Source organism: Myxococcales bacterium, assembly GCA_022563535.1.
GTDB lineage: Bacteria > Myxococcota_A > UBA9160 > UBA9160 > UBA4427 > DUBZ01.
On record JADFNE010000015.1, the window covers coordinates 34,655 to 51,448 of the forward strand.

General features: G+C 60.5%; 14 protein-coding genes. 10 read left to right on the forward strand and 4 right to left on the reverse strand.

Annotated elements, in window-relative coordinates; translation table 11 throughout:
• Positions 1 to 24 precede the first annotated feature (24 nt).
• The 3 genes from IH881_06890 (at position 25) to IH881_06900 (ending at position 3,740) form a co-directional block, all read left to right on the forward strand.
• Entirely contained in the window at positions 25 to 753 is a 729-nt protein-coding gene (locus IH881_06890; protein MCH7867407.1) for a PilZ domain-containing protein, read from the forward strand.
• Between the two features lie 168 nt (positions 754 to 921).
• Positions 922 to 1,926 carry a hypothetical protein gene (locus IH881_06895; GenBank protein ID MCH7867408.1) on the forward strand — a complete coding sequence of 335 codons (1,005 nt, stop codon included), beginning with the start codon at positions 922 to 924 and terminating at the stop codon, positions 1,924 to 1,926.
• Positions 1,927 to 1,997: 71 nt separating this feature from the next.
• A complete protein-coding gene (locus tag IH881_06900) occupies positions 1,998 to 3,740 on the forward strand; it encodes a glycerol-3-phosphate dehydrogenase/oxidase (protein MCH7867409.1) in 1,743 nt (580 codons plus the stop codon).
• Between the two features lie 62 nt (positions 3,741 to 3,802).
• Here IH881_06900 and IH881_06905 read toward each other — a convergent pair whose 3' ends face one another.
• Positions 3,803 to 4,999, reverse strand: coding sequence for an AAA family ATPase (locus IH881_06905; protein ID MCH7867410.1), 1,197 nt, complete (start codon positions 4,997 to 4,999; stop codon positions 3,803 to 3,805).
• A gap of 410 nt (positions 5,000 to 5,409) precedes the next feature.
• Between IH881_06905 and IH881_06910 the strand changes: the two genes are divergently transcribed.
• A complete protein-coding gene (locus IH881_06910) occupies positions 5,410 to 6,642 on the forward strand; it encodes an ammonium transporter (GenBank protein ID MCH7867411.1) in 1,233 nt (410 codons plus the stop codon).
• Between the two features lie 49 nt (positions 6,643 to 6,691).
• Positions 6,692 to 7,030: a P-II family nitrogen regulator gene (locus IH881_06915; GenBank protein ID MCH7867412.1), complete on the forward strand. Its 339-nt coding sequence runs from the start codon at positions 6,692 to 6,694 to the stop codon at positions 7,028 to 7,030.
• Positions 7,031 to 7,066: 36 nt separating this feature from the next.
• On the opposite strand, the gene IH881_06920 is transcribed toward IH881_06915, so the two are convergent.
• Positions 7,067 to 7,936 carry an LLM class F420-dependent oxidoreductase gene (locus IH881_06920; GenBank protein MCH7867413.1) on the reverse strand — a complete coding sequence of 290 codons (870 nt, stop codon included), beginning with the start codon at positions 7,934 to 7,936 and terminating at the stop codon, positions 7,067 to 7,069.
• Positions 7,937 to 8,093: 157 nt separating this feature from the next.
• On the opposite strand from IH881_06920, the gene IH881_06925 reads away from it, so the two are divergent.
• Together IH881_06925 and IH881_06930 are read left to right on the forward strand one after the other, a co-directional pair.
• The gene (locus tag IH881_06925; protein MCH7867414.1) at positions 8,094 to 9,194 is read left to right on the forward strand and encodes a trypsin-like peptidase domain-containing protein; all 1,101 of its coding nucleotides are present in this window, start codon (positions 8,094 to 8,096) and stop codon (positions 9,192 to 9,194) included.
• A gap of 59 nt (positions 9,195 to 9,253) precedes the next feature.
• Positions 9,254 to 9,781, forward strand: a complete 528-nt coding sequence (locus tag IH881_06930) for a hypothetical protein (GenBank protein MCH7867415.1) — start codon at positions 9,254 to 9,256, stop codon at positions 9,779 to 9,781.
• 15 nt (positions 9,782 to 9,796) lie between these two features.
• Here IH881_06930 and IH881_06935 read toward each other — a convergent pair whose 3' ends face one another.
• Both IH881_06935 and IH881_06940 read right to left on the reverse strand, forming a co-directional pair.
• A complete protein-coding gene (locus IH881_06935; protein MCH7867416.1) occupies positions 9,797 to 10,819 on the reverse strand; it encodes a TIGR03617 family F420-dependent LLM class oxidoreductase in 1,023 nt (340 codons plus the stop codon).
• A complete protein-coding gene (locus IH881_06940; GenBank protein MCH7867417.1) occupies positions 10,816 to 12,756 on the reverse strand; it encodes a sel1 repeat family protein in 1,941 nt (646 codons plus the stop codon). Before IH881_06940 ends, IH881_06935 begins: the two co-directional genes overlap by 4 nt.
• Positions 12,757 to 13,364: 608 nt before the next feature.
• On the opposite strand from IH881_06940, the gene IH881_06945 reads away from it, so the two are divergent.
• Genes IH881_06945 through IH881_06955 form a run of 3 tightly spaced genes read left to right on the forward strand, consistent with a single transcriptional unit; the run spans position 13,365 to position 16,741 of the window.
• Positions 13,365 to 14,744 (forward strand): Na(+)-translocating NADH-quinone reductase subunit A, encoded by a 1,380-nt coding sequence (locus tag IH881_06945; protein ID MCH7867418.1) that lies wholly within the window; start codon positions 13,365 to 13,367, stop codon positions 14,742 to 14,744.
• Between the two features lie 10 nt (positions 14,745 to 14,754).
• Positions 14,755 to 15,972, forward strand: coding sequence for an NADH:ubiquinone reductase (Na(+)-transporting) subunit B (locus IH881_06950; protein ID MCH7867419.1), 1,218 nt, complete (start codon positions 14,755 to 14,757; stop codon positions 15,970 to 15,972).
• Positions 15,962 to 16,741 carry a Na(+)-translocating NADH-quinone reductase subunit C gene (locus IH881_06955; GenBank protein ID MCH7867420.1) on the forward strand — a complete coding sequence of 260 codons (780 nt, stop codon included), beginning with the start codon at positions 15,962 to 15,964 and terminating at the stop codon, positions 16,739 to 16,741. Before IH881_06950 ends, IH881_06955 begins: the two co-directional genes overlap by 11 nt.
• Positions 16,742 to 16,794 lie beyond the last annotated feature (53 nt).

Consider the following 16,794-nt stretch of genomic DNA (forward strand, 5'->3'; position numbering starts at 1 on the left):
TGAGAATACTGCGGAGGCGAGCGCATGCGGCGTGAAAGGTCGATCCTGGTTCTCGGTGCCCACAGCGCCCATATGGGGGCACTTACCGATCGAATTCGGGCGCTCGGATACGAGAGTATCCGCGTCAAGACCCCGAATGAGGCGATCGAGATCGCGATCGAGCGCAACCTCGAGTACGGCGTGGGGCTGTTCGAACCCCAAGGGCTCGCGTTCAACTTGATCGAAGCCCTCGAGTCGATCCGCTGCCGCTCGAACTCTTTGGACATGCGCTACATCGCCACCGGAGAAGAACCCGACGACGAAGAGTGCACCAAGCTGCGGGACGCGGGCATAAGCGTCGCCCTCTGGGCTCCGGTGGAAGACCACGCGCTGCGCTTTCAGCTCAATGCTTCGATGTCTCGAAACCACGAAGAGTTTCTGCGCAGCGAAGCCCGCGCTCCGATCGATGTGAGCGCTACCGTGAAAGCCGGGGGTCGACGCAAGCAGGTATCGGTCTATTCCCTGTCCGCAGGCGGAGCGTTCCTGGAAACTGCCCGCCCCTCGATGGCGGGGGTCGATCTCGAAGTAACGCTGCTATCTCCCGATGGCGAACTCTCGCTTGACGCACACGTGCTGTACACGAATGTCCCTGGCAATCTCTCCCAGCCGACCCTGCCCCTGGGCATGGGAGTGCGGTTCGAGAATCTGGGGCGCTCGGCCCTGGACGCGATTCGGCAAATAGTGGAATTCAATAGCGTGGCGCTCTCGATCTGACGAGCGGCCTTCCGGGGGCACCCCGGTGCCATTTCGGCTACACGCAAGAGCGTCGAACTGCAAATACACTGCAACCCTTCCCTTGCGTGCTCGAGCCTTCAGTCGCCTCGCAAATTGGCCGATGCACTAGCCGAAGGGTCCATTGCGACCCCAACACGAGGTTCTTCCTTGTCTCTACGCATCATTCTCGTTCTGGGAACTCTGGTTTTGGCGGGTCCGGCCGGTTCTGCCGCAGCCGAAAGCGATGGCGCCGGCACAGCCGATGTGACCCTCGCGAGTCCGGCTTCCGCTGAAGATTCCGAAGCAGTGGTCGAGGCGGAGGTCGAAGTCGCAGCAGAGGTCGAGGCCAAAGTCGAGGTCGTAGAAGCGGATCGCGTGCCGGATACAACCCCCGAAGTACCGGGGTCCATGACCGAAAGCGAAGCAGCCAAACCCGAAGCAAAGCCCACGGTCTGGGTGCCGACGGAGGTCGGGAAGCGCTGGACCTACGTCTACGTCCGCGAACGAACTCGCGACAATGGCGACGGTGAGCCGGTCGTCGAAACGCTGCGCGGCACCCGTATTGACGAAATCACCGCACTGGCACCCGAGTTCGGCAAGAACGTGGTGCGCGTGCAGTCCAATCTCGAGGGGCGACAGGCTGCGGGTGCAGCCCCATCGACTGAAGAACGGGTGGGCTTCCTCCGCTATACGGGGACGAGCTACCAACTGGTCGCCGAGCAGACCACCGATCCTGCCTCGGGGATTGTGTCACTCGTGCAATACGACGTGCCACTCTCGCTACTCGAATCGGGGGCCCAGCCCGGCCAGCGCTGGAAGGTCGGCGTCCGCAGCCAGGGCGGTCTCCACACCGATCTCGAGGGAGAGGTGCTCGGCGCGCAAGACGTGCAAACTCCTCTTGGTCTTTTCGAGCATTGCCTTGTGATTCGTTTGACCGGTCAGATTTCGGGCATTGTCGAAGCCTATGGCAGCCGCATGGAAGTTCCCTCCGGTGACTTCACCCTCACCGAGTGGTACGCGCCGGGTGTGGGGCTGGTTCTCGCCAAGGAACAGCGCACTCAGACCCTCGTGTTCGAAGACGGAACCCGTGTCGAGTACAGCGAGCGCACTCAATTCGCATTACGCTCTACCGACTCGGCGCTGGCCGCAGTTCCGGCCGCCGACGACAACTAGAGCCGTCCCGATTCCCTGACCCGAACGGGGCCGATGGGTTGCTCCAGGGAAGATTCGCCGTGGAACCATCCATGATCAACTCCCAACTCGGGCCCATTGCCCGGGCCCGTGCCCTCGACCGAATGGAACGCGAGACCTTCGACATCGCGATCATCGGCGGGGGCGTGACCGGAGCGGGTACCGCACTCGACGCCGCCAGCCGCGGACTCACGGTGGCCCTGGTCGAGCAACGAGACTGGGCGGCGGGGACGTCGAGTCGATCGAGCAAACTCATTCACGGCGGAATCCGCTACCTCGAACAATTGGAATTTGGTCTGGTGCGCGAAGCACTGCGCGAACAGAGCCTGTTGATCAATACGATCTGTCCTCACCTCGTACACCCCGTTCGCTTTCTGATGCCATTCAAAAGACGTTTCATCGATCGAGCTTATATAGGTGCAGGGGTCCTGCTCTACGATTCCTTGCCCGGTAGCCGCAGCCTCCAACGCCATCGACACTGGACCCGGCGCGGCGCCCTCGCACGCTTTCCCGGACTCAAACGCAGCGCGCTGGTCGGCGCGATCGAATTCTCGGATGCCCAGGTCGACGACGCTCGACACACCCTCGCCCTGGTGAGAACCGCGGCAGGGCACGGGGCCGCGGTCGCGAGCAGTGCAAGCGTGACCGATCTGCTCGAAACCGGCAGTCGAGTCACCAGTGCTGTGGTCAAATGTCTCGAGAGTGGCCGAAGCATCGAACTGCGCGCCCGACAGTTCATCAATGCCACGGGCGTCTGGACGGACGAGGTCCAGTCCATGACGGGCAGGGGTCGCATCAAGGTTCGCGCATCGAAAGGCATTCACATCGTGGTTCCCCGGGATCGAATCCACGGCGACTGTGGCCTGGTGTTGCGCACCAAGTCGAGTGTGCTGTTCGTCATTCCGTGGAAGCACCACTGGATCATTGGAACGACAGACAGCGACTGGAACCTCGACCTCGCTCACCCGGCCGCGAGTCGTAGTGACATCGACTACCTGCTCGACACCCTGAACGAGGTGCTCGCCGTCCCCCTGCGCCACGAAGACATCGAGGGTGTGTATGCCGGCCTGCGTCCCTTGCTCCACGGAGAGAGCGATGCCACGAGCCAGCTGAGCCGGACCCACGCGGTCTCGCAGTCGGTATCGGGGCTGATCACCGTCGCTGGGGGCAAGTATACGACTTACCGCGTGATGGCCGAAGATGCGGTCGATCTCGCGGCGTTCAGTTTCGAGAGAAAGATTCCGGCGAGTTGTACCGCGTCGATTCCGCTGGTGGGGAGCGACGAGGGATATCCGGCGGTCTGGAATCGCCGAGAAACCATCGCGCGCGAAAGCGGCCTGCACTTGCAGCAAATCGAACACTTGCTGAGCCGCTACGGCACCCGCATCTTCGACCTGCTCGCCATGATTTCCGAAACGCCGGAGCTTGCGGACTCGATTCCCGGGACCAAGACCTATCTCTGCGTCGAAGCCGCCTATGCTGCTTCCCACGAAGGAGCCCTGCACCTCGACGATGTTCTCACCCGGCGCACGCGCATCTCGATCGAAACCTTTGATCGGGGGACACAGGCGGCCGAACGGGTGGCCGAGGTCATGGGGAAGATTCTGGGTTGGGACCGCGACAGGTGCAGTCGAGAAGTTCGACACTATCTGCTGCGGGTTCAGGCCGAGCGCGATTCCCAGGAACAACCGGACGATCTCAGTGCCGACGCGGCGCGACTCGGAGCCCCGGACCTCCGCGTCTCCGGATCAGAGACTCCCGTCAGCACAATTCGTCTCGTTGAAGATGCCAAGTGACCAGGGTGCGGGAAGCGCGGGGACCCTGTCTTCCACGTCGTCAGTAGCTCGCGAATTCAAGCTCAAAGCGTGTAGAGCGCAAAGGTGGCCAGCAATACGCAGAAGGCCAGAAGCTTGGGGCTTGTTCCCTTGCGATGAGAATGGAGACGGAACGGGACATACTCTGTCATTGGGACGGGCGCCCGATTCGCCACGCAGCGCATCGATTCCATCGGAGCAAATATCTGATTCGCTCCACTTGCCCCATGCGTGGACTCCGCAAGTTCGAGGCTCGGGACTGCGGCGATGTTCTCCGCCTTCAGGGGGTGTGTCTCACCCACGGCTCTCTGCACCGATCTCCGCTCGGCTTTCCGGAGCTTCGGACGGGTTTCGGGGATCAATCCGCCCGCCAATCCATCGCTCGATCCATCACCCAGGCCATCGCGCAGTACCGCCCCGGCCGACGACGTCGAGAGAGGTTCGGCAGCTTCACTCTCCTCGGTCGTTCCCACGAACTCGAGCACGAACGCGGCGTCGATCAGGGTTAGACCGCGATCTGCAGCGTGTTCGAGAATGCCCATACAAGCCGCGCTGAGTCGACGCGGATTGCCCAGACTGAGCCGGTGCAGAGCCTGGGCACCGCTCTCGGAAAATAGTGGTTCACTGGTCCAGCCGACCTGTCGCAAGCGCTTGTCGATGTAGCGATGAATATCGGTTGCCGGAAGCGGCTCCATGACTTGATGAGCATCGATATCGAACCAGGCGCGCAGAGGCCGAATTTCGTCGAGGGGTACGCCGCCGAAGTCCGCAAACAAAATGACTTGTACAACTGGCAGAGCGTCATCAGTGCGCAGCTGGGGCAGAATGCAGATTCGCTCGAGGAATTCCGGCGTAAGGAATTGGGCGTCGTCCACGATGATGAGCAATTTGCCGAACTTCGCACGTGCGTCTGCGAGTCCGTCCCGGGTAATACGGCCCTCGGCAATGCCAAATTCCCGGACCAGTACCCCGCGCAAGTCGTTCCAGCACTTTGCGTGCCCAGACATGGTCGCAATACGAAAGCGACTGCCGGTCAACTTTGACAACGCGCGCGCCACACTGGACTTGCCGATGCCGGGAGGCCCGCTCACACACAAGATTTCGCTGCCTTGATCCAGTCTGCGGCACAGAAAATTGGCAGTCGTTCGCAGGGGCCCCGTCATCAGTACCGGGCCGCTGCTCTTGTTCACAGTAAATGCGGGCTTTCGCAGCCCGAAAAACGCTTCGACGAGGCTCGTCATCTTCATCTCCAGCCCCGGATCGGATCTCTCTCCGGGGAACCGCCAAATCAGCTTCCAAATGGTTCTAGTGCGCTGTTTTGTCTTCAATCTGTGCAATATGGGTGCCAAACACTACATATCTCGTAAGTCGCTGATAACACAGGGGGTAATAGGATCGTCGGGGAAATTTGCGGAATTCCTCAGATGCCGCGAATCGGAGATCGTGGGAAACCCACTTCATGCTGTGAAGTTTTCATCACAGACGAATCGCTCGATAGATCGATCCCCTGCGCGCAGATTGCACGTTACTTGTGAAGCTGCTGCTTATACAATGAATTGCCGGTAACGATGACTCCCTAACGACTGAGGAAAAATCCGTGCCCACCAGATCCAACTTCCTACGCGCCACGCTAGTCGGAATCGCATTGACCATGGTGGCGAAGACCGCCGCGGCAGAAGGCACCGTCGATTCCGGTGACACCGCCTGGATGATTACCGCCACCGCTCTGGTCCTGCTGATGACCTTGCCCGGTCTCGCACTCTTTTACGGAGGCCTGGTCCGCACCAAGAATCTGTTGTCGATCCTGATGCAGTGCTTGATCTCCGCGGGAATGATCGGAGTGATGTGGGTCCTCGTCGGATACTCCCTGGCCTTTGGAGAGGGCAACGCATTCATCGGGGATAGCAGCATGTTCGGCCTCGCCGGGATCACGCCGGATAGCGTTTATGGAACGATTCCCACCTACGTGTTCGTCATGTTCCAGGGCATGTTCGCAATCATCACCCCTGCGCTCATGCTCGGCGCCTTTGCCGAACGCATGCGCTTCAGCGTCTACACCGTATTCATCCTGATCTGGGTGCTGCTCGTCTACATTCCGCTCTGCCATATGGTCTGGGGCGGGGGCTATCTAGGCGCGACCCTCGGAGCGTTGGACTTCGCCGGTGGACTCGTCGTGCACATGTCGAGCGGTTTCTCGGCGCTCGTTGCCGCCATCTATCTGGGTCCGCGCCTCGGTCATGGGAAGGAAGTCATGCAACCCAACAACCTGCCGCTGACCGTGATCGGCGCATCGCTGCTGTGGGTCGGTTGGTTCGGTTTCAACGCCGGGAGTCAATTGGCGGCTGACGGAACCACGGGCCTCGCCTTCATCAACACCCAAACCGCAGCAGCGACCACAACCCTGGTCTGGATTCTCGTCGAATGGGTTCACCGCGGGAAGCCAACGGTACTGGGTGCGGCGACGGGAGCAGTGGCTGGCCTGGTTGCCATCACCCCCGCCTGCGCTTTCGTCACACCGATGGGTGCAATCGGCATCGGGATTGGCGCCGGTTTGCTTTGTTACGCGGCCGTGACCTTGTTGAAACCTGCGCTCGGCTACGACGACTCGTTGGACGTCTTTGGTGTGCATGGAGTTGGGGGAGCCTGGGGCGCGCTGGCAACCGGACTGTTCCTGGCCGACTTCGCGTTGGTGGATGGCGTTTCCCAGGGCGCGCAGATCGTGAAGCAAATCACCAGTATCGGTATCACCGCCGTATTCGCCAGCGTGATGACGATTGCGATCCTCTTCGTGCTGAAGCTCGTGATGGGCGACTTGCGGGTTTCGCAGGAAGACGAAAGCCAGGGCCTCGATCTCACCCAGCACTCGGAATCGGCGTACAGCTGAGCGCAGGAGCCAATTTCATTTTGGGCACAGCCACTGCAAGGAAATCCAAATGAAGCTGATTCAAGCCATCATCAAGCCATTCAAACTCGACGACGTCCGGGAGGCACTCCAAAAGGTCGGTGTCCAGGGCCTGACGCTTACCGAGGTCAAGGGCTTCGGACGACAGAAGGGCCACACGGAGTTGTACCGGGGCGCAGAGTACGTGGTCGATCTACTCCCCAAGTTCTCGCTCGAGATCATCGTGCGCGACGACGGGGTAGATTCAGTCGTCGATGCAATCTCGGAAGCCGCCAACACCGGTCGCATCGGCGATGGCAAGATCTTCATCAGTGATGTTGACGACGTGATTCGGATTCGAACCAAAGAGACGGGCGAGGCGGCGATCTAACGCCTTCCCTTCCTCTATTCTCAGCTCGGGGCCCTCTCAGCCCAGCATCTTCATCACGCTGTTGGCGTAGCCCTCGAGATACGCGCGCTTCTCGTCCAGCGTTGAAGTCGGGCCGACCGTGTAGGTGAAGGGATAGCTGACGGTGCCGTCTGCTCCCGCATCCTCGATTCGCTTCAGGTCGTCGGGGTTGGGTGGTGTCACGAGCGGCACGATCGTTTCGAAGGGTTCGTTTTCGCGCCCGTACTCTCTGCGATACGCCCGAAGTTTGCCGAGTATCTCCACCGCTTCGTCCGCGGTTTGCCCAGAGCCGAGCCAGCCGTCGCCAAGTCGCGCGGCACGGCGCAGGGCAATACCACTGATCCCCCCCACCCACACGGGTACGCGCTTTTGGGGAACGGGACAGATCAACAGCGGATCAAAATTGAAGTGGTCACCGTGATGCTCCACCAGTTCACCGCTCCACAACTTGTGCAGAACCTCGATCGATTCGTCGAGCCGTTTGCCTCGGGTCTTGAACTCGACTCCCATGGCTTCGAATTCTTCCCGCATCCAACCGGCGCCGACCCCGAGAGCAAAGCGGTTGTCGGTCATCAAACCGAGGGTGGAAGTCGACTTCGCCACCTCGATCGGGTTTCGCAGACCGAGAAGGTAGATGAAGGTCGTAAAACGCAGCTTGGTCGTCACGGCCGCCATCGAGGCGATGCTGACCCAGCTATCGGGCCAGGGGGTCTCCGCGGTAAACCCGGGGTCGCCGTCCTCGGAGTATGGGTACTTCTTCTCGAAGTCTTTCGGATAGAACATATGATCCGATACGAAGGCGCCGTCAAAACCGAGTTCGTCGCAGATCCTGGCGATCCCTATCAACTGATCGGGTTCTGAATACGCAAGGGATTGCCAGAACTTCATCGACTTGTCCTCTTGTAGGCCCTATCTGAACCGTTCGCTACCGTTGGACGGTAGACCACGAGAAAGTGGGGCGGCAACGGTTCCGTGATATTGTAGGAGGGTTCCAAACCTTTCCGATCACACGGAGCCGAGACTGACCGCCCAATCGACAACCCTCATGTCCATCCCCACGCGGGAATGTGCCCGGCTGCTGTTTCTCTTGCTCCTGCTGGTAGACCTTGCAGCCTGTGGCGAGCCGAGACCCAGCACGGCTGCACCGGCTGCACCGGTCGCTACACCGCCGGGGCCGAGCGCTTTGCTCGAAAACGAACGCAATACCATCGATGTATTCAGCGCGACCTCGAATTCGGTGGTCTTCATCACCAGCAGCCAATGGGAGAGAGGTCGATTCGATCGCTCGGCAAGGCAGGTCAGCCAGGGCACAGGATCCGGGTTCATCTGGGATCGCGACGGACACATCGTCACCAATTTTCACGTCGTGCAGGGCAGCAACGTGTTCTCGGTGAGTTTTGCGGATGGCAGTACCTACTCGGCCGAGCTCATCGGGGTTGATCCTCACAAAGATCTGGCGGTGCTGGAACTCGAAGCTTCGGCCCCGCGGCCCGCGCCCCTGAATCACGGAAGCTCCAAGCGGCTGCAGGTCGGCCAAAAGGTGCTCGCGATCGGCAATCCCTTTGGACTGGATCACACCCTCACCACTGGGGTCATCAGCGCGCTGGGACGGGAAATGCAGTCGCTGGCCGGCACCACGATCGAAGATGTGATCCAGACCGATGCGTCGATCAATCCAGGCAATTCCGGTGGTCCGCTACTCGATTCGTCCGGCCGACTGATCGGAGTCAACACTTCCATCATCAGTACCTCGGGGCAGAGTGCGGGCATTGGGTTCGCAGTTCCGGTCGACACCGTAAAACGCATCATTCCGCAGTTGATCAAGGACGGTCGGGTGCGCCGGGTCGGGCTCGGCGTGCGGATCTTTACAGATCATCAGGCCGCCCAGTGGGGAATCGAGGGAGTCATTGTTCGCGAACCCATGCCGGGCGGTCCGGCGGCGCGAGCGGGGATTCGCCCACCGCAAGTTGACCGGCGCGGAACCATACATGTCGACGTAATCGTGGCACTCGACGATGTCCGGATCACGTCGTTCGACGATCTTTATCGCGTGCTCGACACGAGAAAACCGGGAGACCGCGTGACGCTGGTGATTGAACGCGACGGTCGTAGAGAGCAAGTCGAACTGGTTCTCCAGGAACTCTAATAGCCTCTTTTTATGTGAATTCGATCTCCCCGTTCGTTCACCAAGACAGCGGATAAACAATGAGCGAGATCGGTTGCGATCAATGTGGGGGGCACTTCGAGGCGCAGCGTCTGCCCTTGTGTCCGACGTGCCTGGTCGCGACATGGCTCGCCACCGAAAACTTTGTCCGACCCAAGCACGACCCACGTCTGCTGCCACGCGCCTGGGAGGGTTATCGCTCGGTCTTGAGCCCGAATCTCGTCGCGACGCCGCGCCCACATCTCGAGTTTGCCGCGCAGTCCGGAGCCTGGTACCGCGACCTTCACTACGAGCTATTCGTGCACATGACCCATTCTCCGATGGGCCTCGATCCGGGCTCGGGCATACCCGAGGGCAAGACCACACCGGAGCACAGCCTGGATTCACTCTTGATCGCCGAAGCCGATTCACAGACCGAAGCCCACGCCTTTGCAGTGTCTCGCGTCCAGTTCGAAGCACAAATTCGCGCCGGGGAATTCGAACGCCTCGCGACTTGTCGTATTGCCGACTGCGAAAATCTGAGTGTCCCTGCCCGGGATCGATGCGCTGCGCACCGAGGGTCGCAGTGAGAATGTATTGGCGCCTCAGTCCCGAAGCGCTGCAATCACTTCGGCCACCCGGGAATCATCCGCGGGATCGTCGGGCATGGGAAACGTGATGTGCGTTACCAGACCCCGGTAGCGTTCGCGTAGCGGCTCGACAATTTCGTCGTAGGTGCCGCTCGGAATCATGGTTTCGAGCAACTCATCGTCGATCAAAGCCGTCATCTCACTCCACTGATTCTCTCGCGCCATGCGGTGGAGGCCCTCGCCAATCGGCTTCCAGCCGTAGAGTTCCAGCGCTGGCCAATAGGCCGGTGTCGAGAACAAAAAACCCAACAGTTCTCTGTTCTTTTCGCGCTGACGCGCGACCTCTTCCTGATCTCCGCCCGTCGAAACCATGCCGGCTGCCATACGCTGAACGTCGAGAGCCTTGCGGCCGACGCGCTGGGTGCCGCGATCGAGGGCGGGGAGCGCCAATTCCTTCAACACGCGTGGGGACGAATGAGTCGGATGACTCATATGCCCATCTGCGACTTCGCCCGCCAGCGCGGTCATCACCGGCCCCACCCCAGCGAGATAGATCGGAATGGCCGGATCATCGATCGGCCCCGGATTGAAGAAGGGTTGCATCTTGGTGAACTGATAGTGCTCGCCCTCAAAACACAGCGGCACTCCTCGTTGAAAGCTCTCGAAGATCGCGCGCAGCGACTGCACGTATTCCCGCATGCGAGGAACCGGAGACGTCCAGGGCGTGCTGTAGCGACCCACGATGTTTCCGCGAACCTGGGTCCCCATCCCGAGTTCGAAGCGACCCTTGGATACCGATTGCAAATCCCAGGCGGCGACCGCAACCACCATGGGGCTGCGCGGGAATACCACCAGCACACTGGTCGCGACTCGCAGACACTTTGTGGCGCGCAGAGCTTCGTGAGCGATCAGCAGCCCGTCGTGTACCGCGTCGGGAACGTTCAAACCGTCGTATCCCAGGGCCTCTGCTCGTTTCGCGTGTTCGGCGACGCGAGACAATGGCATGCGATGTTCCATGGACGCGTAGACCTGCATCAATTCGCTCCACGTCCTTCAGCGTTCTTCTTCTCGCGCTTCCGGTGGCGTGCCTCCCAGATCTTGTTGTAATGCTCGAGCGCTTTCATGGATTGGGCATCCAAATGCTCGATGGTTTTCTTGTTCAACTTTTTGCGCAGCGCGATCAACTCGCGAATTGCCGGAGGATCATCGAACAAGGCACCCATGGCAAAAAAGACATAGGACTCCGCCACGCTATTTTCCTCTTCTGTCATTCCGAACACCGACGCAGCGCCCATATAGAAGAAGGCCTCTCCATTTCTCCGGTCGATGGCACGACGCATGTACGGCAGCGCTTTGCGGCGTTTCTGTTTCACTCCGACTCCATCCCACAAGCATCGGCCAACGTAGAATTCTGCGGTTTCGTTCCCCGCCTTGGCGGCCGCGCTCAGAAATCGAAAGGCTTGATCGGGCTGCTTCGGGATTCCGTAGTCCCCCTCGAAATAGCGGATGCCCACAAAGAGTTCCGATGCGGTCCGGCCCTGTTCTGCGGCGCGAAGATGCCATTGCAGTCCCCGTTTCCGGTTCAGGGGTATGGCGCCTCTTCCTTTCCAGTAAATCTTTGCGAGTTTGGCCATCGCAGCGACGTTGCCAGCCTCGGCTTCTTCCTCGTACATCGCCATGGCCTTTGCGAGGTCACGGCGAACGTAACGTCCCTCGTCCAGCATCTTCGCGAGATGCCAGCGCGCCTCCCGGTGGCCGGCCTGAGCCGCCTTGCCATACCAATCCGCCGCGGCGGATCTGCTTTTGTCTACTCCGCTGCCCGTTTCCAGCATGCGACCGTACCTCCACTGGGCTTCGGAATCGCCGGCTTCGGCTGCGAGCAGAAAGAGCGACGCCGCCATGGAGAGATCGGATTCAACGTCCGCCCCGGACGCGAGCAGTTCAGCCCCGCGTCGCCGGGCTTCGGCGTTTCCCTGTTCGGCCGCCGCCAGATACCAGCGAACTGCCTCGGAACGATCGCGGGCAAATCCATCGGCTTCATCATAGGCCCGGGCCACCATCAGTTGAGCTTCGGCGATCCCAGCCTCGGCGGCCTTTCGATACCAGTGCAGGCTTTGGTTCCGATTTTTTCGCACGATCTTGCCTTCGGCGTAGTCCTTGGCGAGGGCCAGTTGTACTTGGGGGTCTTCGCGAGCCGCCTCCTGGTACCAGCGCTCGGCTTCGGCCGGGTCCTTGTCCACACCCGTGCCCTCGGCGTACATCACCGCCAAATTCACATGGGCTTCTGAGTTCCCCTGTGCTGCGGATAAGCGCAACCACTTCAGCGATTCCCCGTAGTCCTTGAGAACACCCTCGCCAAACCTGTACATGACGCCAAGAAATTTCTGCGCTTCGTCGTTGCCCTGCTCGGCAGACGCCCTGAACCAGCGGGCCGCGGTCTCGACATTTCGAAAAACCCCCTTTCCGTTCGTCAAATAGAGGCGGCCGAGATGGAGCTGCGCCGGGGCGTACCCCTGATCGCCGGCCTGTGTCAGCCACTTCGCGCCGCGACCGGGATTCCTGGGGACTCCGTCCCCCGCAAAATACAGGAAGGCCAAATCGAACTGGGCCTGGGGGTCGCCCCCCTCGGCGAAATGAATCAGCCACTTTGCCGCAGCTCCGGGATCCTTTTCTGTGCTCCGATCTGCTTTATGAATTGCGATCAGTGAGCGCATGGCGCGCTCATTGCCCTGCTCCGCGGCGGCCTCGTACCAACGGATCGCCTCAGCCAGATTCTCGTCCGTGCTCTCCCAACCGGCGAGCATCTCTGCCAGGCGCAGCTGGGCCTCTTCAAGTCCCTGTTCCGACGCTTTCTCGTACCAGCTTCGAGCCGCAGCCGGATCCCGCCCTTCGCCTTCCGCTGCAAATTGATCGCCGAGCTCGAGCTGGGCCTGACTGTCTCCTCGCTCGGCGCGGTCGAGAAGCTCGTCAGCCAAGCCGCATCCCCAGTGCGGTAGCCCCAATGCGATTGCCAGGGCGGCTGCCGGAAGCGAACGGCGAAATTCACACAACCACGTGCGCCGACAGTGTTTTCGCGAGGTTTTTACGGTCAAGAAGGAGGCTCGAGAGGTGGGGACATCAATGGGAAGCATAGCGATCTTCCCCACCACCCTCCGGTGCAACCCCAACATCCACAACCGACCCCAAGAAACTGCATCTCACCGCCTATTCCCGCGCCTTATCCGCCGAATCTGCTTCGGGTCGACTTCTAAAGGTGAGCTTCAATTTATCCGAAGCAGAGGCGGGAACCGACTTAGGGTGCAAGCGATTGACAGCGAGACCAAGGGAAAAGCGCTGGCAGACTGTGATGCGAATTCAAACTCGAAAGACGCTGGTCATTTTGTTGCGCCATTGACGATCGAAACAACAATTATCGAGCTGAAATCCGTTGTAAGCGCCAAGGGTTGTCCTAATCTCTGCGGCGCTTACCCCGGTCCCAGGCTCTTCGAACCCAAGCGGACCTCGCCGCCGTCATGGCCGGAAGTGCGGCTAGAACAGCGACGAAAACTGCGGCCACCGAGAGACGGAATCACAGCGATCATCAATGTCACTTCACAAGATCACCAAGGGGCTTGACCTCCCGATCACGGGAGAGCCAATCCAAATCATCCGAGAGAGCCGCCTGCCCACCCGCGTGGCCGTCGTAGCCGACGATTTCCCCAGCATGCGTCCGGGAATGTTCGTAGAAGAAGGCGACACGGTGAAACGGGGCCAGCCCCTGTTCGAGGACCGAACTCGCAGCGGGGTGATCCACACCTCCCCCGGTGCCGGGCGTGTCATTGGCGTCTACCGCGGGGCTCGCCGCGTGCTGCAATCGGTCGTAATCGATCTCAGTGACAACGAACGCGCGGGATCGCCCAGCGATTCGGAACTGGCTTCGTTCGAGCACTACTCGGGGAGGGCCATCGATCAGCTGGATCGCGACAAAATCGTTGCGCTGCTCGCCGAATCCGGAGACTGGACCGCCTTTCGCACCCGGCCGTTCAACCGAACCCCGCCCACGGACACGACGCCCGCGGCCATCTTCGTCAACGCCATGGACACCAACCCCCACGCCCCCCTGCCCGAGGTCGTGTTGGCCGATCGGACGGAAGACTTCGATCGCGGGCTGTCCATTGTCGCCAAACTAACCGCCGGAAAGACCTACCTCTGCGTAGATCCGAGTTCGGAAATCGAGCAAGGCTTGAGTGCACCGGTCACCGTCGAGCAATTTTCCGGCCCCCATCCGTCGGGGACCGCTGGCCTGCACATCCACACCCTCGATCCCGTCAGCCGCAACAAGACGGTCTGGACGATCGGATATCAAGATGTCGCCGCGATCGGGTCGCTGTTTGCCACCGGCAAACTCGATGTCAATCGAGTGATCTCCTACGCCGGACCACCGGTTGCGGACCCACAATTGCTGAGGACGCGCAGCGGTGCTTCCGTCGACGATCTCGTCACCGAAACATTCGACGGCGCCGAGGTGCGCCTGATCGCGGGCTCCGTGCTCTCGGGCAAGAAGGCGATGGGGAACGTCTTTGGCTTCCTGGGCCGCTTCGATTATCAGATCAGCGTCTTGAAGGAAGGTCGAGAACGGATCTTCATGGGCTGGCTGACCCCGGGCCTGAACTCATTCTCTACTCTGGGCATCTATCTTTCGAGGCTCTTCCCCAGCAAGCGCTTCGACTTCACGACGACGACCAACGGATCACCCCGGGCGATGGTGCCGATCGGCATGTACGAACGCGTGATGCCGATGGACATCATGCCGACCTTCCTGCTGCGCTCGATGCTGGTCGGTGACCTCGAGCGCGCCGAAGAATTGGGCGCCCTCGAACTGGCCGAAGAAGACCTCGCCCTGTGCACCTTCGTGTGCCCGGGCAAGACGGACTACGGGCCGATCTTGCGCAGGAATCTCGAACTGATTGAAAAGGAAGGGTAAGCAGACTCCGATGAAATTTCTTCGGGACATCAGCGATCAGATCGCACCCATTTTCGAGAAGGGTGGGCGCCTCGAAAAATTCTATCCCGCCTGGGAAATGATCGACTCCGGAAACTTCACTCCCGGTGAAGTGACCAAGACCAGTTCCCACGTCCGGGATGGCATAGATCTCAAGCGGTTGATGATCACCGTCGTGATCGCGCTCGTACCCTGCGCCGGCATGGCGATGTACAACACCGGGTACCAGACATTGCTCGCAACCGCCCACGGTGGACTCCCGCTCGACGACTGGCGGATGGTGGTATGGGCCGCCACCGGGCTCGCATCGGACTTCAACAGTCCGCTCTCCTGCATCGTTCTGGGTTCCCTCTTCTATCTGCCTGTCTACGCCACGGTCATGGCAACCGGGGGAGCCGTTGAAATCACCGGTGCGATCGTTCGCGGACACGAGGTCAACGAAGGTTTTCTCGTGACCGGCATGTTGCTCCCCCTGACGCTCCCCGCCACGATTCCGTTGTGGATGGTCGCATTGGGGATGGCCTTCGGCCTGATCTTCGGCAAAGAAGTCTTTGGCGGCACGGGGATGAACTTCTTGAACCCCGCGCTGGTCGCGCGAGCGTTTCTGTTCTTTGCGTATCCGGCGGACATGAGCGGTGAATCTCCTTGGATCGCCGCAAACCTCTCTGGCGTCGATTCCTACACCGGCGCGACCTTGCTCGCCCAGGCCGCAGAGACCAGCAGCGCCCTGGCGAATTACGACTGGTGGGACGCCTTTTACGGTTACATACCCGGCTCGATGGGCGAGACCTCTACGGTCGCATGCCTGATGGGCTGCGCATTGCTGCTCTGGACCAAGGTCGGATCTGGCAAGACGATGGCCGGAGTGGTGATCGGCACCATCGCCATGTCGCTGACCCTCAACCTCGTCGGTTCCGATTCCAACCCGTTGTTCGCCGTCCCCTGGTACTGGCACATGGTGCTGGGCGGCTGGGCGCTGGGGGCGGTCTTCATGGCGACGGACCCGGTCTCGTCCGCCTTCACCGATTCGGGCAAGTTCTACTACGGGCTGATGATCGGCATCCTCTGTATCCTGATTCGCGTGATCAATCCCGCCTATCCGGAGGGGATGATGCTCGCAATCCTGTTCATGAACATGTTTGCGCCGCTGATTGATCACTTCGTAGTGCAGGGAAACATCAAGCGGAGGCAGGCCCGAAGTGCAGCATAGTCCGGGATATATCATCGGCTTTACCGCGGTCGTGTGTCTGGTCTGCGCCGTATTCGTGGCGGGTTCTGCGGTGTCGCTCAAGGAGCGCCAGGATGCGAACATCGTCCTCGACCGGCAGAAGAAGGTACTGATTGTCAGTGGACTGATGGGCGAGAAGGACAAGCTCTCCGCAATCGAGATTGGCGAGCTTTTCAACGAGAGAGTGACACCCCGGGCCGTAACCCTCGCCAGTGGCAGCTACAACGAAAAAATAGATGCCGCAAGCTACGACCAGCGCAAGGCCGCAAAAAACCCGGCGTTGAGTGAAGCTGTGCCGCCCAACGCCGCCAAGGTCCGGCGCGTTCCCAATGTGGGCCTGGTGTATCAGGTGCGATCCGCCGCGGGAGAAATCGAAGCCATCATAATCCCGATCGAGGGCATGGGGCTTTGGTCCACCCTCTATGGCTACCTCGCTCTCGCCCCGGATACCCGCACGATCAAAGGCATTACCTTCTACGAGCACGGCGAAACTCCCGGGCTCGGTGGCGAGGTCGACAACGCGCGTTGGAAGTCTCTCTGGAAGGGACGCCTCGCCTTCGACGAGCGCTGGGTTCCGCGCATCGGGGTCGTAAAGGGAATGGCGGGCTCGGTAGCAGATGATCCCTACAACGTGGACGGTCTCTCGGGGGCAACGATTACGAGTCGCGGAGTGGGCAGTCTGGTCAAGTATTGGCTCGGGGATTCGGGCTTTGGTCCCTACCTCGCCAAGCTGCGGGCCGAACAGAGTTAGATCCGGCAAACTGTTCCAGCGGACAGCGGGCCAACATATTAGAGTTAGAGCGG